The organism is Aequorivita echinoideorum, assembly GCF_018476645.1.
In the GTDB taxonomy this organism is placed as follows: Bacteria; Bacteroidota; Bacteroidia; order Flavobacteriales; family Flavobacteriaceae; genus Aequorivita; species Aequorivita echinoideorum.
The window spans coordinates 97,874-121,269 of record NZ_JAHCTB010000005.1; the positions used below are offsets into that span (position 1 = coordinate 97,874).

The 23,396-nt window shown below is 40.9% G+C and carries 15 protein-coding genes; 3 read left to right on the forward strand and 12 right to left on the reverse strand.

Annotation, left to right across the window (positions count from 1 at the left end):
- Nucleotides 1-544: 544 nt before the first annotated feature.
- Nucleotides 545-4,285 (reverse strand): phosphoribosylformylglycinamidine synthase, encoded by a 3,741-nt coding sequence (gene purL, locus KIV10_RS11935; RefSeq protein WP_214114037.1) that lies wholly within the window; start codon nt 4,283-4,285, stop codon nt 545-547.
- A gap of 213 nt (nt 4,286-4,498) precedes the next feature.
- Here purL and KIV10_RS11940 point away from each other — a divergent pair, with 213 nt between their 5' ends.
- On the forward strand, nt 4,499-6,460 hold the full coding sequence (locus KIV10_RS11940) for an endonuclease (protein WP_214114039.1): 1,962 nt from the start codon (nt 4,499-4,501) through the stop codon (nt 6,458-6,460).
- A gap of 122 nt (nt 6,461-6,582) precedes the next feature.
- On the opposite strand, the gene KIV10_RS11945 is transcribed toward KIV10_RS11940, so the two are convergent.
- Complete coding sequence (locus tag KIV10_RS11945; protein ID WP_214114041.1) at nt 6,583-7,629, reverse strand: endonuclease; 1,047 nt, start codon at nt 7,627-7,629, stop codon at nt 6,583-6,585.
- Between the two features lie 165 nt (nt 7,630-7,794).
- On the reverse strand, nt 7,795-9,006 hold the full coding sequence (locus KIV10_RS11950) for an RsmB/NOP family class I SAM-dependent RNA methyltransferase (RefSeq protein ID WP_214114043.1): 1,212 nt from the start codon (nt 9,004-9,006) through the stop codon (nt 7,795-7,797).
- 181 nt (nt 9,007-9,187) lie between these two features.
- Here KIV10_RS11950 and KIV10_RS11955 point away from each other — a divergent pair, with 181 nt between their 5' ends.
- Nucleotides 9,188-10,231 carry a WD40/YVTN/BNR-like repeat-containing protein gene (locus tag KIV10_RS11955; RefSeq protein WP_214114044.1) on the forward strand — a complete coding sequence of 348 codons (1,044 nt, stop codon included), beginning with the start codon at nt 9,188-9,190 and terminating at the stop codon, nt 10,229-10,231.
- Nucleotides 10,232-10,234: 3 nt separating this feature from the next.
- On the opposite strand, the gene KIV10_RS11960 is transcribed toward KIV10_RS11955, so the two are convergent.
- The 9 genes from KIV10_RS11960 to KIV10_RS12000 all read right to left on the reverse strand — a co-directional run bounded on the left by KIV10_RS11960 (nt 10,235) and on the right by KIV10_RS12000 (nt 20,047).
- Nucleotides 10,235-11,242: an LLM class flavin-dependent oxidoreductase gene (locus tag KIV10_RS11960; protein WP_214114045.1), complete on the reverse strand. Its 1,008-nt coding sequence runs from the start codon at nt 11,240-11,242 to the stop codon at nt 10,235-10,237.
- Nucleotides 11,243-11,292: 50 nt separating this feature from the next.
- On the reverse strand, nt 11,293-13,020 hold the full coding sequence (locus tag KIV10_RS11965; protein WP_214114047.1) for a sodium:solute symporter: 1,728 nt from the start codon (nt 13,018-13,020) through the stop codon (nt 11,293-11,295).
- Between the two features lie 122 nt (nt 13,021-13,142).
- The gene (locus KIV10_RS11970; RefSeq protein ID WP_214114049.1) at nt 13,143-15,638 is read right to left on the reverse strand and encodes a PIG-L family deacetylase; all 2,496 of its coding nucleotides are present in this window, start codon (nt 15,636-15,638) and stop codon (nt 13,143-13,145) included.
- A gap of 50 nt (nt 15,639-15,688) precedes the next feature.
- Complete coding sequence (locus KIV10_RS11975; protein ID WP_214114051.1) at nt 15,689-16,252, reverse strand: mechanosensitive ion channel domain-containing protein; 564 nt, start codon at nt 16,250-16,252, stop codon at nt 15,689-15,691.
- An 8-nt stretch (nt 16,253-16,260) separates the two neighbouring features.
- Nucleotides 16,261-17,115 (reverse strand): septum formation inhibitor Maf, encoded by an 855-nt coding sequence (locus KIV10_RS11980; protein WP_246516292.1) that lies wholly within the window; start codon nt 17,113-17,115, stop codon nt 16,261-16,263.
- 112 nt (nt 17,116-17,227) lie between these two features.
- Nucleotides 17,228-17,815, reverse strand: coding sequence for a Maf-like protein (locus KIV10_RS11985; RefSeq protein WP_214114054.1), 588 nt, complete (start codon nt 17,813-17,815; stop codon nt 17,228-17,230).
- A 30-nt stretch (nt 17,816-17,845) separates the two neighbouring features.
- On the reverse strand, nt 17,846-18,757 hold the full coding sequence (locus tag KIV10_RS11990) for a geranylgeranylglycerol-phosphate geranylgeranyltransferase (RefSeq protein ID WP_214114056.1): 912 nt from the start codon (nt 18,755-18,757) through the stop codon (nt 17,846-17,848).
- Between the two features lie 8 nt (nt 18,758-18,765).
- Nucleotides 18,766-19,299 (reverse strand): KdsC family phosphatase, encoded by a 534-nt coding sequence (locus KIV10_RS11995; RefSeq protein ID WP_214114058.1) that lies wholly within the window; start codon nt 19,297-19,299, stop codon nt 18,766-18,768.
- Nucleotides 19,283-20,047 (reverse strand): Rossmann-like and DUF2520 domain-containing protein, encoded by a 765-nt coding sequence (locus KIV10_RS12000; protein ID WP_214114060.1) that lies wholly within the window; start codon nt 20,045-20,047, stop codon nt 19,283-19,285. Before KIV10_RS12000 ends, KIV10_RS11995 begins: the two co-directional genes overlap by 17 nt.
- Before the next feature lie 74 nt (nt 20,048-20,121).
- On the opposite strand from KIV10_RS12000, the gene ccsA reads away from it, so the two are divergent.
- Nucleotides 20,122-23,370 carry a cytochrome c biogenesis protein CcsA gene (gene ccsA / locus KIV10_RS12005; protein ID WP_214114068.1) on the forward strand — a complete coding sequence of 1,083 codons (3,249 nt, stop codon included), beginning with the start codon at nt 20,122-20,124 and terminating at the stop codon, nt 23,368-23,370.
- The last annotated feature ends 26 nt before the right edge of the window (nt 23,371-23,396 follow it).

A 23,396-nucleotide genomic window follows, 5' to 3' on the forward strand; every position in this document is an offset into this window, starting at 1 on the left:
AATTTTTGCAGCATCTATAGGTGTGTATTAAAAAGTGATGGTGAGGTTTTTGTTGCTTGACCATAGAAGGGTGATAATAAGGTAGTGTTATAGTTGAAGTAATCAGGGAGCATCCATAAGGTATCTAGGGAGTATCATCGGTATAGGGTCGGCATACTATCGGCATATCATCGGCATACAGTCGGCATAGGGATTTTTCTGTGGAGGGAAAGTACGGCTAAGATAGGGAAATGATGTTTGATCAGCAATTAACAATTAGCAATTAGTAGTTCTCAGTTCTCGGTTCTCAGTTGTTGGCTTTTGGCTGTTTATTGTTCTCGGTTGTCTGTTTTTGGCTTTTGGCCTTTGGCCTTTGGCTTTTATTGCATTTATAATATTTTTCAGGGAGGTCATTGCGAGGCCGATAGGCTGTGGCAATCTCATGAGGCTACTTGTTATCATGATTGGGACTGCACTTCGGCAGATTGCTTCAGTCGCTCCTAAAGTCGCTCCTTCGCAATGACGTTACTATATATCCAACCATCCAATAATCCAAAAAAATCTATTAGGCTTTTTCAATCCACTCCCGCGCATTTACCAGCGCCTGCACCCAAGGAGAGACTTCATCATTTTTTCTGTCTTTTGGGTAATGCGCCCAATTCCAAGGGAAAATGGATCGCTCCAAATGGGGCATCATTACCAAGTGCCTTCCGGTTTTATCAGTCATCATTGCGGTGTTGAAATTGCTGCCATTTGGGTTTGCTGGTAAGACGTCGTAGCCATATTTACCTACAATGTTATAGTGGCCCTCTTCTTTTGGAAAACTGAATTTACCCTCGCCGTGTGCTGCCCAAATTCCCAACGTACTTCCAGCGAAAGAGGATAGCATCACGCTATTATTCTCCTGAATTTTCACCGAAGTAAACACGCATTCAAATTTGCCCGTTGCGTTGTGGAGCATTTTCGGTTTTTCTTTATCCTCTGGATTTAAAAGTCCCAATTCCACAAAAAGCTGGCAACCGTTACAAACGCCAAGGGAAAGGGTATCTTTTTTCGCAAAGAAATTTTCCAAGGCCTTTTTCGCCTTTTCATTGTATAAAAACGACCCGGCCCAACCTTTGGCACTGCCCAGAACGTCACTATTGCTGAAACCGCCTACTGCTACTATAAATTTAATATCTTCCAGCGTTTCGCGGCCTTCAACGAGATCGGTCATGTGCACATCCTTTACATCAAAGCCCGCGAGGTGCATCATATACGCCATTTCGCGTTCGCTGTTGCTCCCTTTTTCGCGGATAACAGCGGCTTTTGGACGGCCTCCATTTTGAGGAAGTTTGGGCAATAGAAATTCTCCTCCTTTGGAGGGGTTAGGAGAGGCGGGAAACTCAAATTTAAGAGGTTGGTTCTTGTAATTGTCGAAGCGCTGTTTTGCCAGTGTTTCGCCGCCTTGGTTTTTATCCAATAAATACGAAGTTTTATACCAAACATCGCGCATTTCAGAAATACTGAACTCTAATTCTTTATCGTTATTTTTTATTGAAAGCGAATTGTTTTCTGAAACGGTTCCTATCTTTTTGAAATCTATTTTATTTGAAGTAAAAAGTTTTTCAACCGAAGCATCATCCGAAGCTTGAATAACCACACCACAATTTTCGGCAAAAAGGAGTTTCACCAAATCGTTTTCACCCAAAGTTGAAAGATCTAAATCTGCTCCCAAGTTTATATCGGCAAAGCACATTTCCAGCAAGGTGGTAATCAATCCGCCCGAGGCCACATCGTGTCCGGCAAGGATTTTTTCATCACGAATTAATTGCTGCAGCGTGTTGAAAACATTCTTCACATATTCGGCGCTTTTGACCGTAGGCGCATCGTTTCCTACAGAATTTAAAATCTGCCCGAAGGATGAGCCTCCCAACTTGAAGTCGTCCTGCGAAATATTGATGTAATAAATACTTCCCCTCCCAATGCCTTGGGATCTCTGCAAAACAGGCTCCACCACTTTTTGAATAGCGTTACAATTTGCTGCCGCGGAAATAATCACTGTTCCAGGAGAAATCACCTCACCGTCCTTGTATTTCTGTTTCATGGAAAGGGAATCCTTCCCCGTGGGGACATTGATTCCCAAATCGATTGCAAATTCAGAAACGGCTTTTACCGCTTGGTATAAACGTGCATCCTCTCCCTCGTTGTTTGCGGGCCACATCCAGTTTGCGGAAAGGGAAACGCTTTTCAATCCGTCTTTTAGCGGTGCCCAAACAATGTTGGTCAGCGCTTCGGTGATTGCGTTTCGAGAGCCAGCTTCGGGGTTAATCAGAGCGGTCAAGGGCGAATGGCCAATGCTTGTGGCAATACCTTCTTTTCCGTTGAAATCCAACGCCATCACGCCGCAATTATTCAGCGGAAGTTGCAGCGGCCCGGCGGTTTGCTGTTTTGCAACACGTCCGGTTACGCAACGATCTACTTTGTTGGTAAGCCAATCTTTACAGGCCACGGCTTCCAATTGAAGCACTTGCGCAACGTATTCTTTTATTTTTGAAAACTCATAATCCGGATTTTTGTAGTTGCGGTTTATGGTTTTATCCTTCATTAGGGTTTTGGGGGAACTGCCAAACATATCCTCCAACGCAAAATCCATGGGTTTCTCGCCTTTCTTATTTTCAAAACAGAAGCGTTTGTCTGCTGTTACATGTCCCACTTCATACATAGGGGAGCGTTCGCGGTCTGTGATTTTCTTTAGTTTTTCCAAATTCTCTTCACCAATGATCAAACCCATCCGCTCTTGGCTTTCGTTGCCCATAATCTCCTTCGCGGAAAGGGTAGGGTCGCCCACGGGAAGTTTGTCCAACTCAATTTTTCCGCCCGTGTCTTCCACGAGTTCGCTCAAGCAATTTAAATGGCCGCCCGCGCCGTGGTCGTGGATGGATATAATCGGGTTTTCGTCGCTTTCCACCATTGCTCTTATGGCGTTGGCGGCACGTTTTTGCATTTCTGGGTTGCTGCGTTGTATTGCGTTCAACTCAATTCCGCTGTGAAATTCGCCAGTATCTGCGGAAGAAACCGCGGCACCGCCCATTCCAATTCTATAGTTTTCGCCACCCAAAACAACAATTTTATTTCCTTCCTGTGGCTTCCCCTTAATGGCTTGGTCTGCTTTTCCATACCCAATGCCACCCGCAAGCATGATAACCTTATCATAACCCAGTTTGCGAGCATCAAGCCCTTCCCTTTTGGGGGAGCCGGAGGGGGCTTCTTCGTGTTCAAAAGTTAAAACTGAACCGGCAATAAGCGGCTGCCCGAATTTATTCCCAAAATCGGAAGCGCCGTTGCTGGCTTTTATCAAAATATCAAGTGGCGTTTGGTACAACCAATCGCGTTCTTTCATACTTTTTTCCCAAGGTCTTTCGTTGTTCAATCTAGAATACGAAGTCATATACACCGCGGTTCCCGCCAAGGGCAGGCTACCTTTTCCACCTGCCAGTCGGTCGCGGATTTCTCCGCCGCTTCCGGTCGCCGCACCATTGAATGGCTCCACAGTAGTTGGGAAATTGTGCGTTTCAGCTTTAAGCGAAATAACACTTTCAAAATCGGTTTCGGCGTACCAGTCGGGTTTGTCGGTACTCTTTGGCGCCCATTGCTTCACTTTTGGGCCTTTTATAAAAGCAACATTGTCCTTGTATGCCGAAACGATATCGTTCGGGTTGGTTTCTGAAGTTTTTTTGATGAGTTTGAAAAGGGAGGTTGGCATTTCCTTCCCATCAATTTCAAAAGTTCCGTTGAAGATTTTATGCCTGCAATGTTCGCTGTTCACTTGGCTGAAACCAAAAACTTCGCTATCGGTAAGTTTTCTGCCCAATTTTTTTGAAAGATTTTCAAGGTACTCCACTTCTTCGGCATTAAGCGCCAAGCCTTCCTTTTGATTGTATTCTGAAATATTTTCAATTTCCAAAATACCTTCTGGCTGTATGTGGATATCAAAAATTTCTTGGTTCAAATCTTTGTATTTCTGTGAAAGCATGGGGTCAAAAGTCCCTTTTTCAATTGAAGTATTATGAAATTCCTCAATGCGTATAATGCCTTCAATGCCCATATTTTGGGTAATTTCAACAGCATTGGTACTCCATGGAGTTATCATTGCCGCACGTGGACCTATAAAAAAATCCGCCGCATCGGGAGATAGGGCGGATTTTTCTATTTTGGGTTGGTTGCCGAAAAGCCACGACAGTTTTTTAATGTTTTCCTCTGAAATATTACCTTGGGTCTGGACTGCAAAAACGGTATTTTTTACGTCTCCAAAAAAGTGAACCATCTTTAATTTTCTGTTTGAAATTAATGTGTTGCAAAGGTAATTTAATTCAAATAAAGATGAAGTGATTTTAAAGGCGCTTCTGTAAAGTTTTTGATTATGCGTTTGGGTCTGGTATTAATTCTTCATTATGTTTTAAAATATGTGTGAGAATATTTCACATTAAATGATAGTTTTGCAGAAAAAGAAGTGTTTTGCTTCAGAAAAAATTTTAGAATGAAATTGATATTTACTTCCTTTTTAGCTTGTTTACTTTCCTTGGCAAGCTATTCGCAATTGGTTATCAACGAACTTGATAGTGATACACCCGGTCAGGATTTTCAGGAATTTATTGAACTGAAAAGTGACACGCCCAATTTTCCGTTGGATGGCTACGTGGTAGTACTATTTAATGGTTCTACAAGCGGAAATGACAGCAGTTATTTTGCGGTGGATCTCGATGGGTACCAAACCGACATTAATGGAATTTTGGTAATTGGCAGCACGGGAGTATCCCCAATCCCGGAACTTTTAATACCGCCGCTCGTTATTCAAAATGGGGCAGATGCAGTGGCAATCTACTTGGGCGATGCTACGGATTTCCCTGAATTTACACCCGCAACAACTACCAATTTAATTGACGCGCTGGTTTACGATACCAGTGACCCGGACGATACTGCCCTTATGGCGTTGCTGGGCGTTACCGAACAGATAAACGAAGATGAAAATGGAAACGCAACCACGGAATCCATCCAAAGAAATAATGATGGTACTTACACCGTTACTACACCTACGCCGGGCGAGACAAACGATGGTAGCGGGGTTGATTTGAACGGAATTTCATTTACCACAGACCAGGACGAATATGAAGAAGGGGAGGTAATGACCATAACTTTTACCACCGAATTTAATGTTACCAACGACTTAAACCTTGATTTTACGCTCGATAACGAAACCTTTACTACGGCAGATTTTACCGGGAACACTTCATTTACCATTTCGGCAGGTACAAATTCTGAAGTAGTACAGATACAACTGGTGGCAGATGGAATCAATGATGGCGATGAATTCTTGGAAATTGATTTGGGATTTATTCCGCAGGGATTCAATAGAATAAGGGACAATGTACAGATTTTGGTAATTGATCAGGATTTTACCCAAGCAGATTATGGAACGCCATTAAATCCCACGTATGGAATGGTAGCTTCCACGCAGCCATCAGGCTATTACAGTAGTCTTACAGGCCTTGGCGGGGAAGATTTGAGGCTGGCGATGCAGGATATTATTTCAGATCCCGCAGTGGTGCGCGCCCAGACGTATGCCGATGTAGTTGATATTTTAAAGGAAGCAGACCAAAACCCGGAAAATAGCAATGAGGTTTGGCTTTTTTATACCGAACAGGCGAGGGCAAAATACCTTTATCAAAATACGGGAGGCAGCAACGTTGGGCTTTGGAACCGCGAGCATACCTATCCACAATCCCGCGGAGGTTTTTATACCATTGAATACGATGAGGTGGCAGATGGCAGGGACCTATTTTTAGTGAGTTCTGCAGATTCGTTGCGTCACGGGATTTCTGAAGTGCACGGTCTCCGCGCTGCGGATGGTCCGGAAAATAGCTCTAGAAATAATAGTGATTACGGCGAATATGACGGTCCTGCAGGAAATCTGGGCAGCTGGAAGGGTGATGCCGCACGTGCGGTTATGTATATGGCGGTACGATTCAATAATTTGGAACTTGTAAACGGTGATCCAGCAAATACTACGGTCGGGCAGTTGGGCGATCTTGAAACCTTATTGGATTGGCACAGAAATGATCCGCCGGATGATTTTGAGATGCACCGAAACAATGTAATCTATACGTGGCAATTTAACCGAAACCCGTTTATTGATAGGCCAGATTTGGTAGAATATATTTATGGAAATATGATGGGCGAAATTTACAATCCGGGATTAGGCATTGGTAGCGAAACGCTTTCAGAAATAAATGTATATCCAAACCCTTCCAGCGGAACATTCAACGTAGCTGGAATTTCCGAAGATACCAAACTTACGGTTACGGATATTTCGGGTAAAGTTATTCTGAAATCAGAAAGAATTGAGAACGGAACTTTTACATTGAATCTCCCAAGTGGACTCTATATTGCAACTTTTGAAAATGCTGCAAATGTGGAGACATTCAAGTTGGTGATTGAGTAGCTTTAAAAATTATATTTGATTATAAATAAAACTAACGACGCTATTAATTGGCAATATTTATATAATTACACAAAAAAAAGTGGACTATCAAGTCCACTTTTTCGTTAGCTATAATATTTAGTCTATTGTACAATAATTCTTTTAACAACACTCTTTTCAGTAGCATTCAGTTTTAAAAGATAAACACCACTCTCCAATGAAGAAACGTCCACTTTCTTTTCAGAAGCAGTAAAAATTGCCGATTTTATTTCTCTTCCCGCAATATCATAAACTACATAACTTTCTATGGGAGCAGAGGTATTGTCCTGTACCCAAACCACTTCTGAAGCGGGATTTGGATAAACAGAAACAGTTTCAGCCGTAAAATCCTGTGTTCCCAGAACGCCCCAACGATCCTCTGCCATGGGTCCGCCCCATATTAGCGTTGCCAAATACGGCTGATCGATAAATGGATTTCTGTTGCCATATACGGGTTGTAAATATGCATTGCGTTGGTCCTCAAACTCGGTTACGGGATCCTCGGCATTCCATTGCAAATAAATTTGCAACATATCTGTATCTCCTTGGAGGGCGCCGGAACCATTGAGGCTTGGCAAACAGCGATTGCCGTAGCGGGTGTACATATACATCATCATTCGCGCTACATCGCCTTTCCACTCATCACCGGGATACCAGTTTCCACTTCCCACGTTCCCAGCATTGCCGGAGCCTGCTGCAAACTTTTTACTATCGCGATTGTTATTGAATTGCTGGTCTGATGGACGAATGTTGTGCGGGTCTGCATTAATCCCCGTCGAGCCATTATTAACATCGCCCATTGTAGGATTTGCATTGGAACGTGCAAAGGTATGCTCGCGATTGTATTCGCAAGTACTACCGCCAAAATCGTCCTTATCACGGCTGCGGTCTGTAGTACAATTCCCATCTGTATCGTTATAACCATACAGCAATAATACATTGTTATTGTTGTCTGGATCTTCGTCCGTAATCTTCATCGTGTCGCGCGTATCTCCATAAGTGAAACTCGAGCTTGCCACGTTGATTTTTTGCTGAAGCTCAAAATAAAGATCCTGGCCCGTAAGGGTAATATCCACATTGTTGTAATAAGGTTGTTGCGCAAGAATGAGCTGCGCGGAAAGTAAAATTACGAGGGTAACTAATTGTTTCATTGTTCTTATTTAAATGGTGCTATTGATTTTATTGATGCTATTGATGCTATTGATGCTATTGATGCTGTTTTTGGTGTCACTATAGTTTCTATTGTTATTTTTGATGCTATTGTTTCTCTTGTTGCTTTATTATTTATTTTCCCATAGAATCCATAGTATTAATTCTTATTCTTTTTTCTGAAGCAAAGAAATATAAAATCCGTCAAAACCGCTTTGGCTTGGCATTATTTTTTCGTCGTGAATCAAGGTAAAATTTTTACCGGCTTCCCTGCCTAAAAATTCCTTTATCTGCACCTCATTTTCTGAGGGGAGTATTGAGCAGGTTGCGTATAACAATTGGCCTCCCGGCTTAACCATTCTAGAGTAACTATCCAACAGTTCCTTTTGGGTGGCGCGAATGGAATCCAAGAATTCGGGTTGCAGTTTCCATTTGGAATCTGGATTTCGCCTTAAAACCCCCAAACCGCTACAAGGCGCATCAATCAAAACTTTGTCGGCTTTATCCGCTAATTTCTTAATCACTTTAGTGGATTCGATCACACGTGTTTCAATGTTGAAAATATCATTTCTGCGTGCCCTTCTTTTCAACTCATTCAACTTATTTTCATAGATGTCCATCGCAATTAGTTGGCCTTTATTCTGCATTAAGGTAGCAATGTGAAGGCTTTTTCCTCCGGCACCGGCGCAGGCATCCACAATACGCTCTCCGGGCTGTGGGTTCAAGATTTCAGCGACTTTTTGGGAAGATGCATCCTGAACTTCAAAAAGGCCGTTTTTAAAAGCATCTGTAGTAAACACATTTGTGCGTTCCTTGAGCTTCAGTGCGTTAGGATATCCTTTGAGCGTTTCGGTTTCAATATCCAAATCTGAAAGCTCGTTCTGTAAATTTTCGACCGTGGTTTTAAGGGTATTTACGCGCAGGACCACATCTGCCAATTCATTTAAGGCTGAAATTTCCCTGTCCCATTTTTTGCCCAGTTCCTTTTGGCCCAGCTCATCCAGCCAGTCTGGGATGGACTCGCGATACTTTCTTATTTTTGATAGCTCATCAAATCGACCTTTGATTCTGCGTGTTGGGGTGTCCTCAAATTGCTTCCATTCTGGAATTTTAATTCCGTTCAACGTGGCCCAAACGGCAAAAAGTCGAAAAAGATTTGGCCTGTCAAAAGGCTTGCGCACTTCAGCAATCTCCGCATATAGTCTTTTCCAGCGCACGATATCATACGTAGTTTCCGCGATGAAGGCCCTATCGCGTGCGCCCCAACGTTTATCGCGCTTCAAGGTATTTTTGAGAACTTTATCTGCCTGCTTGTTTTCGTTGAAAATGAGGTGTAGCGAGTCTATGGTTGCAAATACAAGGTTACGGTGTAATTTCATTTTTCTTCTTTTTGCACAAATTCTATACTAGGTTTTTTCCCTTGATGAATTTGCGGACGCAAAGGTATCTTTTTAAATCGAAAGTGAAATCGAAATCGAAATTGAAATCGAAGCTGAATTTGAAATCGAAATCGAAACTGAAAATCTTTAGAATGATTACTTTTGCCCAAAAATATTCTTGATGCGTTATTTGGTAAGCCTTCTTTTTGTTTTCTCCCTTTTTTCTTGTGAAACAAAGCCTGATTACACTTTTTCTTCGGTTGAAATTAGCCCGGTATTTATTGATAGCCTTAGCATTCGTGCCATTGAGCCCATTAATGAAAATATGGTGTGGTTTGCGGCAGACAAGGGCAGGGTTGGGGTAATTGATGGCGATACGCCGCGGCTCGCCAACATAAAATACGGTGATTCTCTGCTACATTTTCGTTCCATAGCTTCAACGAAAGAGGCCATTTTTGTATTGAGTATTGCAAATCCCGCCGTTCTTTATAAAATTGGAGTAGATGGTGCAAAGGCTACAAATATTGAGGAAGTTTACACTGAAAAAGGTGAAAATGTTTTTTATGATTCCATGAAATTTTGGAACGAAAAGGAAGGAATTGCCGTTGGCGATCCCATAAATGGTTGCTTGTCCATAATAATCACGCGTGATGGCGGAAACCATTGGAATAAATTGGATTGTTCAAACCTTCCTTCGGCTGAAAAAGGCGAGGCGGCTTTTGCGGCAAGCAATTCCAACATCGCGGTTTATGATAATCAGGTATGGATTGCCACGGGCGGCAAGCGGGCGCGCGTGCTTCATTCTGCCAACAAGGGTGAGAATTGGGAGATTTTTGAAACTCCAATTATTCAAGGGAAGGCGATGACGGGAATTTACAGCATCGATTTTTATGATGCCAAGACGGGAATCATTTTTGGCGGGGATTGGGAAAATAAGAAATTGAACGAAGGAAACAAGGCCGTAACAAAGGACGGTGGCAAAACCTGGAAACTTATTGCCAATGGAAAGGAACCAGGGTACCGCTCCTCTGTAAAATATGTGCCGGAAACTGAAGGCCAAGGGATTGTAGCCATAGGCTCTCCAGGAATTTCAGTTAGTGGTGATGGTGGGAAAAGTTGGAATGAGATTTCAAAAGAAGGTTTTTTTGCCATTGAATTTGTGAACGACAGCGTTGCGTTTGCTTCGGGGAATAATAGGATTTCAAAATTGTTATTCAAAAAATAGGAATCAATTATTTATTTCATTCATAATCTCCGCAAAAAGCTGTGCTGATTTTATCCTGTCTTCATTATTGTAAAAGCTTGAGGCAACGATTACTTCATCTACGTTAGTTTCGGTAAGGAAAGTCTCTATTTGTTTTTTGACTGTTTCCTTGCTTCCCACAAAAGAATATTTCAGCATTTGATGCAAGGCGGGATGGTTCAATAACTCTTGCATTTCTTCAGTAAAATCAGAGGGCGGTTGCAATGCGGCCCTTGCGCCCGTGAGCACGCCCAAAAACATACGTATTATGGTAGTAAATATTCGTTTTGCCTCTTCGTCGGTATCGGCTACGATTACATTTATCCCTGCAATGGTGTAGGGCGTCTTCAAAAATTCTGAAGGCTGAAATTCTGACCTATAAATTTTTAGGGCATTCAATAAATGTGCAGAGGCAAAATGGCTCGCAAAAGCATATGGCAAACCTTTTTCGGCAGCCAAATGTGCACTATCCGTGCTTGATCCCAAAATATACAAAGGCACATCCACGCCTTCGGCTATGGCAGCGCGTACTTTGGAACTTGAATTTTTTTCTGAAAAATAATTTTGGATTTTTCCCACTTCATTTGGAAAGGAATGTGCGGCCTGCATAAAATCTGACCGAATGGCCTGCGCCGTTTGGGGATCGGTGCCGGGTGCGCGTCCCAAACCAAGATCGATACGGTTGGGGTATAAATGTGCCAAGGTTCCAAACTGTTCCGCAATGATCAATGGCGAATGGTTGGGGAGCATAATACCGCCAGAACCCACGCGAATTTTCTCCGTATTTTCAGCAACATAACCGATGAGCAGTGAAGTGGCACTGCTGCCAATGTGCTCTGAGTTATGGTGTTCAGCAAACCAATACCGTTTGTAACTATATTTTTCAGCCTGCTGTGCCAATGCAAGCGAATTGTGCAAGGTTTGTTGAATGGAATTTCCTTCTGAAACAATGGCCAAATCGAGTATGGAGTATGCTATTTTTTTTAAATTCATTTTAAATATTTTTGAACAGAACTATAGGTTGTTCAAGATTTCCGCTTTCTTCAAACTTCTGAAGAAATCAATTTTTCCTCATCATTTTTGCCCATTACAACCTGAAGAAGCAGTGCAATAGCTATCACCAGTATACTTCCTATTAAATTGAGCCACAAATATGGAACCTTGTCAATACCTCCGTAATGTTTTATGGCGAAATAAAAGAGGGCAAAAATGAGCAGTTGCGTAATAATGGCAGCAATAAATACCGCGAAACTTTTTACGTATTTTATGAAAAATGCCAATAGGAAAATTCCCAGCACATTTCCATAAAAAATGGAACCGATAATGTTTACCAATTGGATTAAATTATCGAATAAATTAGCCGTACAGGCGACCACAATGGCCATGATTCCCCATAAAAATGTGAATCCGCGCGAGGCGTTCAAATAATGTTTATCGGCTTTGCCGGGTCTGTTTCTTTTGTAAAGGTCTATGGTAGTGGTAGAGCCTAGGGCATTCAGCTCAGACGCAGTGGAGGACATGGCCGCGCACAAAATTACCGCAAGCAACAAACCTATGAGCCCATTTGGCAGATTATTCAGGATAAAATGGATAAATACATAATCCTTATCATTGGTCTCCGCATTTGGGTTGGCTTTTTCAATTACCGCCTTGGATTGTTCACGCAAATCCTTTTCGGTATTGTTGAGCAATTTTATTTCCTGCATCAAACCCTGTTGCTGGGAAAGTGACTCAGCTTTGGAATAGGCAATCTGTTTCGCCTTAATTTCTTGATGAAGGGATTTTTTCTCTGTTTCCAAAGCTTTGTAATCTTCGGCATATTCAGATTTCATGACATCCTTTACCGCAGCGGGATTAAAGTGCAATGGTGAATAATTGAATTGGTAAAAAACAAAAACCATAGTTCCCACCATCAAGATGAAAAATTGCATAGGAACTTTGAGCAAACCGTTCATAATCAAACCCATTTGGCTTTGCTTGACGTTGCTGCCAGACAGATATCTTTGTACTTGGCTTTGGTCTGTCCCAAAATAGGAAAGCGCCAAAAATGTTCCGCCAATCAGTCCGCTCCAGACCGTGTATCTATTTTCAAAATCGAATGAAAAATCAAGAATTTTCATTTTTCCGTTGGCTCCGGCAATTTCCAAGGCTTTTGTAAAGGATACGTCCAAAGGCAAATAATTTAGAATGAGCAAAAATGCAATCAGCATTCCCAGAAAAATAACGCCCATCTGCTGTTTTTGCGTAACACTCACTGCCTTTGTCCCGCCGCTTACCGTATATAGAATTACAAGCACGCCGATGATGATATTCAAATACAACAAATTCCACCCGAGTACCGCTGAGAGAATGATGGACGGTGCAAAAATGGTTATGCCGCAGGCCAAGCCGCGCTGGATTAGAAATAGGATTGCCGTTAACGTGCGTGTTTTTTTATCAAAACGGCTTTCCAAATATTCATAAGCCGTAAAGACTTTCAACCTGTGATAAATGGGGATAAAGGCCAAACAAATAATCACCATAGCAATGGGAAGGCCTATGTAAAATTGCACAAAGCCCAAACCATCGTGGAATGCTTGTCCAGGAGTTGAGAGAAAGGTTATCGCGCTTGCTTGAGTTGCCATAACACTTAGGCCAATTGTCCACCAGCGCGCGCTGTTTCCACCTTTCAAATAATCATCAACATCTTTGTGGCTACGGGATTTGTAAAGGCCGTAGCATACTATAAAAAGTAGGGTCCCAATTAAAACAATCCAATCAATCTGTTGCATTTAGCTGAAGTTTTGCATTAACAGATAAAAAAGATATATATATAGAGTATTCATTAGAAGCACCAGCGTGTACTTCCATTTCCAGACATATTTTTTTGGATGTTTTTCCACCTTTAAAAAATTTATTTTTTTCCTATCGAAAGCATATTGGCAAAAAGTCTATATGCACCGGGAACACCGGCAGGCAATTCCCTAAAAAAACTGAGACCTGTATAAATATAGTGGCCTTTGCCATAGGTGGCAATAAGTAGGGCACCCTCACTTTCTGTTTCATTTTTGTCTTTCATTGCAAGCACCGGCGTAAATTCCTTCGCCCATCCGTTTGGAAAATATAGACCGCGTTCCTGCACCCATCCCTCAAAATCCTTTTCGGTAATTTTATTCGGAAAAGTCATTAGCGCATTGCTTTTATCAAGAATTTTTACCTTACTGAATTCATCCGTAACCCTATCGCGTGAAAGTTTTAATGGATACGGAGAAAAATTTTCGGTAACCAGACTGTGATTTGTATTGTATTGCACTATCATAGTTCCGCCATTTTCTACATATTTGTGAAGAATGGGTTGCGCAAAAGCAAGTTCTGGGACGGTGTTATAAGCGCGAATTCCCACTACAATGGCATCAAAATTTTTCAGGCTCTCAGCGGTGATGGATGAGGGGTTTATGGTCGTGACCGAATAGCCAATTTGCCGCAAATTTTCAGGAATTGCATCGCCGGCGCCGGCTATGTATCCTATGTTTTCACCTTTTTTTTGAATATCCAACTTCACAATTTTTGCTTCGGAAGGTAAAAGGACGCTTTGATAGGGCAGGTGGTCGTAATTGATACTAACCAATTCCTTTTCAAAAGTCTGATTACCAATTTTCAAAATAGATTTCAATGAAGCTTCACTTTGATTTTTAGGGGGCGTTATTTTGAAATAGAAAGTTTTGGTTTCATCCATTCGGGACAAACTGAAAGTCTGCTGTTGTGGCTCTACCCCCCAACCATTTTGGGTTTGAAGGACAACAGTACCCGCAATACTGTCTTTTCCCGCACGTACTAGTACCGGAATTTCTTTAGAATCTTCATTTGCAAAAATGATCACTTTCTCCGGCAGTGATGAGGTTACTTGGGGCAAGACTTCAAGCGGGCGATAAACCTCTCCCATCACGGGATCGTTGAATTTATAGACAATTTCCCTTTTAAAAGACAAACTGGTTTCACCAAATTGCAATTCAATAATTATTTGTTCCAAAGATGGAGTTTCGGGAAGCCCAATAAATTTTTCCGGTGCTTCATACATTCCCACCGTTCCCGTTTCGTTGAGCCAATAAGGCGAGGAATAGCGCGGATTGTTGCTGCCGGAATTCAGTTTTATTTCAATTTTTTTATCGAAATTAAATGGAAGGGAAACAGATTCGTTCCAAAGAATTTTTCCATCTGAATTTTTTATGCTTTTTAGAAGAACATTATTGTTGCCGCGGTTGATAGCTTCCACCGTAATCCTAAAGTCTTCATCGGGATTTACCGAATTTTTTTCAGAAACGGCTTCCAGAAAAATTCCGCCGCAATCCAAAATCAGCTTTTTAAGCTGCTCCAATTTTATCTTTCGCCAGTGTTCGTCCTTTAAATTTAAAACCAACGAATATGCGCTCAACAACTGCGGAAGCATAGCTGAAGGATCTTTGTAATTGAAGTTTTCTTCCAAAGGATTCAAAATCGAACCAATCTGGGCACCGCCCTCCAAGCGGGACCACGTGGTATTTATACCATCAAAAAGATCGCTTTTTGCAGGCATCGAGCCTTTTAAAAGTTCCAAATATTCAGTTTCGCTACCTCGGGAACCCGTGCTACCAAAGCCCTGCGACTTGTGCATACTGCGGCTCAAGGAAGCGATTTCGCCATTGGAAAGTCCCAAACTTGGGAAAAAGTTGCCCGTTTCCACCGCCACCATTTTTGATTTATCAGCCTTTTCAAATTTTTCTTGGCTTCCATAGAACCACCACGACGTATTGAAAAACAAACGCTCGGGTTGCCATACGCCAAATTCCTGTGCGCTTTTTGGAAATTTATTTTGGTTGCCAACATCATCAAAAGCATCAACGCTCAACATCGCGGAAAGGGTATGATGACCGTGTGTACTGCCAGGGCTGCGGTGATCAAACCTATTGATTATTACATCTGGCTTAAATTCGCGAATGGTGCGCACCACATCGCCCAAAACTTGATCCCTGTCCCAAAACTCCAATGTTTCATCGGGATTTTTGCTGTAACCAAAATCATTTGCCCGTGTAAAAAATTGTTTTCCGCCATCAATCTTTCGTGCGGCAAGCAGTTCTTGGGTTCTAATCACGCCCAATAATTCACGGATTTCCGGGGCTATTAGATTTTGTCCGCCATCGCCACGCGTTAATGAAAGGTAAGCGGTATTTGCGTGAACATCATTGACCAAATAACTGATCAATCGCGTGTTTTCATCATCTGGATGGGCTGCGATATACAAGGCCGAACCAATGAAATTCAACTTTTGAAGGGAATGGAAAATTTCTGATGAAGTGGGTTTTTTGGGAGTTTGTGCGCTTGCGAAGGTGGCTATAAAGAGGAGTAAAAACTTCGTAAAAAATAATTTTTGCATAAAAAATTTCTGAATTATTGAAATCAATCCAAAGATACCCATTTATAATCTTAATCTTCGGGAAGCTTTTCCAGATTTTTATCCGTTTCTTGGTGCTCATAAAAATCTTCCGCCTTAACAATGCTTACCCCTTTTTGGAGCATCATACTGTTTGGGTAGGTAACAATTTCATTGTTTTGGGTATGCAGAATTATGTGGAAGGTTTTAATATCTTCAATAATACCTTCACAGGGAGCTTCCTTATCGTGGATTTTTATATAATCGCCAATTTTGTAGGGAAACGTAAAAAACATAATCACCCCACTGGTCACATTGCTCAAAATAGACCACTGCGCAAAAAAGCCGATGCCGATAACCGCAAAAACGGAAGACATAACCACGCCCAGATCCTTAAATTCCACACCCCAAATAAGTATGAGCCCAAAAATGATGAGAAAAATGGTTGCAAAATCCACGTGTTTCAGGATAAGACCTGTACGGTGCTCCAATCTTTCAATTTTTTTGGCATAACTTTTTACTCCTTTGTTCAATATTAATCTTAAAATGAGCAAAATAATTAGGAGTACTACAGATTCTATGAGTTGCACGTAATGCTGACTAATGTGAAATTCCATTTATGACTTTATTTTAATCCAAGGGTATCCCGCAGGGTTGTATGTTCGCTTTTGTTTTTATTCCAGTAATCCGTTCGCATCCGCTTTATTTTAGTTGCGGTGGTGATTAATCTTGTGGTGTCGCTGGGGTGTGCGGCATTCACTTCTTCCCACTTTTCTATTTCATATGGAAAGACATTTCTGAAAAATAGTGTCAACTGCCGTTGCAGATCTGGATAATTTAGGGTGTATGAGGTCAAGGAATCGCCTTGTTTTACGCTTGCAAAAGCATTGTGCTCTGAAATATCTTTATGGTGCAGGCGCAAATATTCAAAAGAGGGAATTACCATCACATCGCCGGTGGGCAATTCCGCGGGGTTGATGCGTACCAAGTTCCAGATTTCGTTTTCCAGCCAGGTTTTCTTCAGCTTAAAATTTTCATCTGCCTCCTTGGCAAAGTAGGAATGGGACATTACCTCAAAATTTGCCCTGTTATTGAGCTGCATATACACGTGGCCGCACCATTCCTGAACCGAATTGCTCACCTTTAAAGCGTGGTTTGCAGTTGCTATGGGATTGAATGTGCTAGTCATAATTGAATACGGGTAAATACCCGTAATAAATTTTTTGGTGCTGTTCAGTTTTAGGACCGAAATAGTATTTTCCGTAGCATTATCTGCCTTTACTTGCGCTTCCGGTAGAAAATCTTCCGTTACAAATATGGTGACCGCAGTCCCTTCGCGAAGTTCACCATAGCGTTCCTGCGTTAAATTATATGAAGTTATTTCAGCCTTTCCGCTGTACCAATATTCTTTAAATTCTTTTGAAATTGTGCGCGGTTTACTGTTTTCCGAAGAATAATTATCGGTGTTTTTTGAATCCAACTTTTTTTCTTCCGAAGAATTGCAGCCTATAAAAAATATAGAAATAAAAAACGAAAAGAATAAAGAATGAAAACTCATTTTTTGAAGAATTAAGCGTAAAAGTACCAAAAAATCAACGCTTGGCAATTTCGGTTAACGTTTTGTAAACAAGTCGGGTGGGCAGCCCCATCACATTAAAATAACACCCTTCAATTTTTTCGATTCCTATGTACCCAATCCATTCCTGAATGCCATAGCTGCCGGCTTTGTCAAAGGGTTTGTAATTGTTTATATAATAGTCAATTTCTGCATCGGTCAATTTTTTGAACCAAACTTGGGTTACATCGTGCACGGTTTTTTGGAAATTCTTTGAAGTAAAACAAACTGAGGTTATAACTTCGTGCATTTGCCCGCTCAAATTTTGAAGCATTTCTTTAGCTTCCTCAGCATTTTTTGGCTTTCCGAGTGCTTTTTGATTATGCCAAACAATGGTATCACTTGTAATCAAAATATCATTTTCATTCAAATTTGAAAAGGCCGAAGCTTTAAGCTGGGAGAGATAATCCGTTATTTGTGTGCGTTTCAATTGTTCCGAAAAAACCTCGTTTACTTCCTTCACATTGATTGCGAAGTCAATGTCCAACTCCTTAAAAAATGCCTGTCTGCGGGGCGAACCCGAAGCGAGGATGATATTGTAATCTTTAAGTTTTTCGCGAAGCATACGTTTGTTTCTGATTTTAATTTTTCCTTTTTAATTCAACATAAATTGGAATAATGGAATGGAGCACATTCCCAATAACATAATGATTTTGAGCAAATTTGAAAGCAATGCATAGTTTTTTTTTGTTTTCGCATCCCATACCGCATAACAAAAATAGAGCAGGGGCGCAATTACAAAAAATAAAAAATAGAGCATTAAAAAAGTATGGTTGTATAAAAAATTGTACGTATAAAACACACTGCCGAATATTGCCAATACCCCGAGAATAAAGACGATACCGTTGGTACGCTTTCTGCCAATGGCAATGGGCAACGTATTTAGATTCCCATTTTTATCTCCATTGATGTCCTGAATATCCTTTACTATTTCCCGAATAAAATTGATTAAAAATGCAAAGAGTGTGTAATGCCAAACAATTTTAAAAATTCCAATTTGCAATGGCCGGTTTCCGGCATTTATCACGGGAAGAATATCAAAAACGGGAACTATAAGCAAGCTCATTGCCACCAGTGCCGAAATAAGAATATTATCAATCAGAAGAATTCCTTTTAAATAGGAAGCGTACAAATAAAGCAAAGCCGAAAAAATGATAAACATCGCTGAGAATGCTGGCCGACCAATTGCATTTGAGAGATAGAAACCAATGCCAACACCCAGCATATTAAGCAGGATATAGAAACGAAACGCGCTTTTTTCTGAAATTTTCTTTCCTATCAGCAGCTTTTCCGGCTTATTGATTCTATCAATCGCAACATCATATATATCATTTATAATATTTCCGCCGGCGGCAATACAGAGAGTTGCAACCAATAGTAGTATAAATCCAAAGTCATTTAAAATTGTATGCGCACCAAAAGGATTGAAAAGTCCATACTTAATGAAAATTTGAACCAAAGCTATAAGCAGTAAATTCTGGTACCGGATTAATTTAAGGTAATTCACGTGGTTTTTTAATCCAATTTTGATGAAGGACCGCCAGTAATATCCCATTTTCCCTGAACTTTCAGCACTTGTTCTATAACATCGCGCACGCAACCGCGCCCGCCTTTTTTGTGGGAAACATACTTTGAAACCGCTTTTACTTGTGGCACGGCATCCTGCGGGCAAGTGGGCAGGCCTATTTCCTGCATCACGGGAATATCTGGCATATCATCGCCCATGTAGAGTATTTCGGCGGCGTTTATGTTATGTTTTTTTAGGATTTCGTGATATTTCTCAATCTTTTTGTGGGAACCAAGATAGATATCCCCAACACCCAAATTTTGCAGTCTTACGCGAACGCCTTCATTGGTACCGCCAGAAATTATGCAGATTTTATAGCCTTTTTCAATGGCAAGTTTCATGGCGTACCCGTCCTTTACGTTCATGGAGCGGAACATTTCACCTTCGGTATTTACCAACATATTTCCATCCGTCAGCACTCCGTCAACATCAAAAATAAAGGTTGTAATGTGCTTTAAATATTCTTTATAGCTTTTTTCCATCGTTTGATTTTAGTTGGTTTGTAAAGAGTTCGTAGAGTTTTTTATGTTCTCCGTTCGTGAGCAAATGTAGATGTTTTTCAATGGTTTTTAAATCGTTTCTGGCTGCGGGACCGGTCTGCGCTTCCCTCGGGTCTAAATTTTGAATTTTTTCAGAAGTCTCTAAAATTAAGGGTTTCAGCAAATTGAAGGGCAAATTTTCTTCGGCTAAAATTTCATTGCCAATTCGGTAGAGATAATTGGTAAAATTATTTACGAAAACTGCCGCGAGATGCAGTTTTGCTCTTTTTTCAGAAGAAATTTCAACAACTGTATTGGAGATATAACCTGCCAATTGTTGAAGCAATTTTAGGTCTGAATCCTTTTCGGCCTCCAAGCAAATGGGAACAGTTTTAAAATCCATTTGCCGTTGCTTTGAGAATGTTTGCAATGGATAGAAAACACCGCGCCTATTTTTTTCTGAAATTGTGTTTATATGTACACCACCGGAGGTGTGAACCACCAATTTATTTTGAAATGGCAGTTTTTCGGAAAAATCGGCAATGGCATCATCCGGGATTCCAATAATGTAAACATCTGCCGTTTCAATTGTTGTCATTTTCTCCACAAACGGAATATTTTCAAAGGGAGGTTCAGATTTTATAAAATTCCGATTGAATATTTGTTTCACCGTAACATTTTCGCATTGCAGAAAAGCCTTGCACAAATGTTGGTTTACGTTTCCAAAACCTAAAAAAACAACTTCAATCATCTGGCTAAATTACGCAAGAGTTTATGAATAAAAAACGCATTAAAATGCCTAAATTTGCGCCAAAATTCCCTGTAATGCAAAAAAAGCTTGCCGCAGTTCTTTTCTCCACTCGTTTAACCGCCGTTTTATTTCTAGTTTTTGCCGCCGCAATGGCCGCTGGAACCTTTCTTGACGCCTCTGCTGAAACACCGCCAACAGATTACACCCGCGAACTTATTTACAATGCGTGGTGGTTTGAGGCAATTATGGGGCTTTTTGTTGTCAATTTCATTGGAAATATTTTTCGCTACAACCTTCACAAGCGCAAAATGTGGGCTTCGCTATTGCTTCACTTGGCTTTTATTTTCATAATAATTGGCGCATTTGTTACGCGATACATTGGTTATGAAGGCGTTATGCACATTCGGGAAGGCAAAACGGAGAATTCAATTTTATCTGAACAAACATATTTGACCACATTTATTGATGGCGATTTTGAAATTGAAGGCGTTGCGCAAAGGCGTAAGTTGAAACCAAAAAAATTGAGACTGTCAGAACGTTTGGACAATGATTTTTCCATTGAAACCGATTATAACGGTCAGCCCGTTACCATCAAGTACAAGGATTTTATGAAAGGTGCCAAAGAGGGTCTTATTGAGACTGAAGATGGCGAGGAATATTTGAAAATTGTAGAGTCGGGTGGGGGAGAACGCCACGAGCACTGGATAAAGTTGGGTGAAATAAGCAATGTGCACAACATCCTGTTTGCCGTGAATAAACCTACTGAGGGTGCTATAAATATTACCTATACGGAAGATGGAGATTACACCATTACCGCACCCTTTGAAGGCAGTTTTATGAATATGAGCGAGCTTAGGAATGCGGGGGTAGACCAGAATAATCTGGATATGGAAAATGTGCAGGAACTCGCACAGCAATTCAGGAAACCTTTTTACCGCGATAGTTTGCAAACCTTGATGCTGCGTTCGCAATATCAGTTGGCTGGTATTGCCTTTGTAATTCCTGAACCAGTTGTAAAGGGGAAATTTGGTCCCGTTAAAATTGAAGAGGGCGAAGCTGCAAACCAAAATGCCCTTACGCTGGAAGTTTCTTCAAAAGATGAAACCAAAACCGTGGAACTTATAGGTGGAAAAGGAACATTTCCAGACCCTACAGAGGTGGAAATTGCTGGATTGAAGGTGTATTTAAGCTATGGTTCCGAAAAAATTGAACTTCCGTTCAGCCTTACCTTGAATGATTTTATCGCAACAAAATATCCTGGGACTGAAAAAGGCTATGCTTCCTTTAAAAGTAAAGTAACCGTAAACGATTCTGAAAATGAGCATTTTGATGCTGAAATTTTTATGAATAATGTATTGGACCACCAAGGGTTTCGTTTTTTTCAGGCTGGTTTTGATCCAGACGAGCAGGGTACTATTTTATCAGTAAACCACGACCGCGCAGGAACTTGGATAACCTATTTGGGTTATTTTTTACTCTATTTTGGATTGATGGCAATTCTCTTCAGCAAGCACAGCCGCTTTGGGAAACTGGAAGAAATGCTGGAAAAAATCAAAAAGAAAAAGGCGAAAATGCTTACAGTTGCTTTGGTACTATTTGGTTTTAGTGGATTCGCACAACATTCGCCATCATCAACCCATACATCTGCAACGAAACAGCAAATAGATTCGCTTATCAAGGCAAATGTGGTGAGCAAGGAACACGCGGCTAAATTTGGCCATCTTATTATACAGGATAATGGGCGAATGAAACCAGTAAACACCTTTGCCAGCGAATTATTAAGAAAAATAAGCCGAAGCGATAGCTACGAAGGTTTGGATGCCAACCAGGTTTTTATCTCCATGACTGAATTTCCACGATTGTGGGTTGAAGTTCCATTGATTGCGTTAAAATGGCAGAATGACAGTATCCGGCAGATTGCTGGCATTCCAAAAGAGCAGGATGATATTGCCCTATTGGATTTTTTTGATGAAAAGGGAAACTACAAACTCGAACCGTATCTGGCCGCAGCTACCAGAACCAATACGCCCAATCAATTTCAAAAGGATTTTATAAAGGCGCACGAAAATTTTTCATTGCTGAATGCGGCGCTCAGTGGAAGTATTCTGAAAATTTTTCCCATTCCTAATGATGAAAATAACAAATGGGTAGCATATCCTGAATTGGCCAGCGCCAATTTAAAAGGTATGGATTCGCTTTATTCCAAGAATATTCTTCCCCTTTACTTTGAAAGTCTGAAACAAGCAAGAAGCAGTGGCGATTATTCCAAAGCGGATGAACTTTTGGAAAGCATTACCAATTTTCAAAAAAAGTACGGTAGCGATGTAATGCCTTCAGAAACCAAATTAAAAGCCGAAACTATTTACAACAAAGCAGATATTTTCAATAGACTTTATAAATATTTTGCAGTTTTTGGCGTATTGATGTTTGTTCTTATCATTTTTCAACTTTTTAGAAATCGTAAATCCCTTCGAATTTTAATCAAAAGTTGCAAAATAATTATTTGGGCATTTTTTGTTTTAATGACGCTGGGTCTCGCACTTCGGTGGTATATAAGCGGGCACGCACCTTGGAGCGATGCTTATGAATCTGTAGTGTACGTAGGTTGGGCTACGGTTTTCTTCGGCCTCGCTTTTGGGCGTAAAAGTGATCTTACCGTTGCATCCACGGCATTTGTGGCCTCCATAATTTTGTGGGTTGCCCACGAAAATTGGTTGGATCCCGCGATTGCAAATCTGCAACCCGTTTTGGACAGTTACTGGTTGATGATTCACGTAGCGGTAATTGTGGCAAGTTATGGTCCATTTACTTTGGGGCTTATCTTGGCGGCAACTTCTCTTTTGTTGATGATTTTTACAACCCAAAACAATTTTAAAAGAATGGAAATTAACATAAGTGAACTTTCCGTAATTACTGAAATGGCGCTTACCGTAGGCTTGGTGATGCTGACTATTGGAAACTTTTTAGGAGGCCAATGGGCAAACGAAAGTTGGGGACGCTACTGGGGTTGGGACCCGAAAGAAACTTGGGCGCTTATAAGTATTATGATTTATGCTTTTGTCATCCACGCAAGATTGGTTCCCGGATTGCGAGGCCGTTGGATTTTTAATGTACTATCCATGTTTTCGTACGCATCAATAATGATGACCTATTTTGGAGTAAACTTTTACTTGAGTGGATTACACTCCTACGCCAGTGGTAATGCGCCAGTTACCCCGACTTTTGTTTGGTATATTGTTGCTTTTGCAATTGTTTTAAGCGTTATATCCTTTTTCAGTTACCGAAAATATTATGGGAAAAAGGAGCCAAAACTTCAAAAGTGAAACTAAAAAAACCACGAATTCAAAGA

Bases quoted from the DNA above. Each gene is read 5' to 3' on its own strand.
- KIV10_RS11995 (WP_214114058.1), bottom strand. From the start codon at position 19,299: ATGGAAAAAAGCTATAAAGAATATTTAAAGCACATTACAACCTTTATT.
- purL (WP_214114037.1), bottom strand. From the start codon at position 4,285: ATGGTTCACTTTTTTGGAGACGTAAAAAATACCGTTTTTGCAGTCCAG.
- KIV10_RS11970 (WP_214114049.1), bottom strand. From the start codon at position 15,638: ATGCAAAAATTATTTTTTACGAAGTTTTTACTCCTCTTTATAGCCACC.
- KIV10_RS11940 (WP_214114039.1), top strand. From the start codon at position 4,499: ATGAAATTGATATTTACTTCCTTTTTAGCTTGTTTACTTTCCTTGGCA.
- KIV10_RS12000 (WP_214114060.1), bottom strand. From the start codon at position 20,047: ATGATTGAAGTTGTTTTTTTAGGTTTTGGAAACGTAAACCAACATTTG.
- ccsA (WP_214114068.1), top strand. From the start codon at position 20,122: ATGCAAAAAAAGCTTGCCGCAGTTCTTTTCTCCACTCGTTTAACCGCC.
- KIV10_RS11975 (WP_214114051.1), bottom strand. From the start codon at position 16,252: ATGGAATTTCACATTAGTCAGCATTACGTGCAACTCATAGAATCTGTA.
- KIV10_RS11945 (WP_214114041.1), bottom strand. From the start codon at position 7,629: ATGAAACAATTAGTTACCCTCGTAATTTTACTTTCCGCGCAGCTCATT.
- KIV10_RS11950 (WP_214114043.1), bottom strand. From the start codon at position 9,006: ATGAAATTACACCGTAACCTTGTATTTGCAACCATAGACTCGCTACAC.
- KIV10_RS11955 (WP_214114044.1), top strand. From the start codon at position 9,188: ATGCGTTATTTGGTAAGCCTTCTTTTTGTTTTCTCCCTTTTTTCTTGT.
- KIV10_RS11960 (WP_214114045.1), bottom strand. From the start codon at position 11,242: ATGAATTTAAAAAAAATAGCATACTCCATACTCGATTTGGCCATTGTT.
- KIV10_RS11965 (WP_214114047.1), bottom strand. From the start codon at position 13,020: ATGCAACAGATTGATTGGATTGTTTTAATTGGGACCCTACTTTTTATA.
- KIV10_RS11985 (WP_214114054.1), bottom strand. From the start codon at position 17,815: ATGCTTCGCGAAAAACTTAAAGATTACAATATCATCCTCGCTTCGGGT.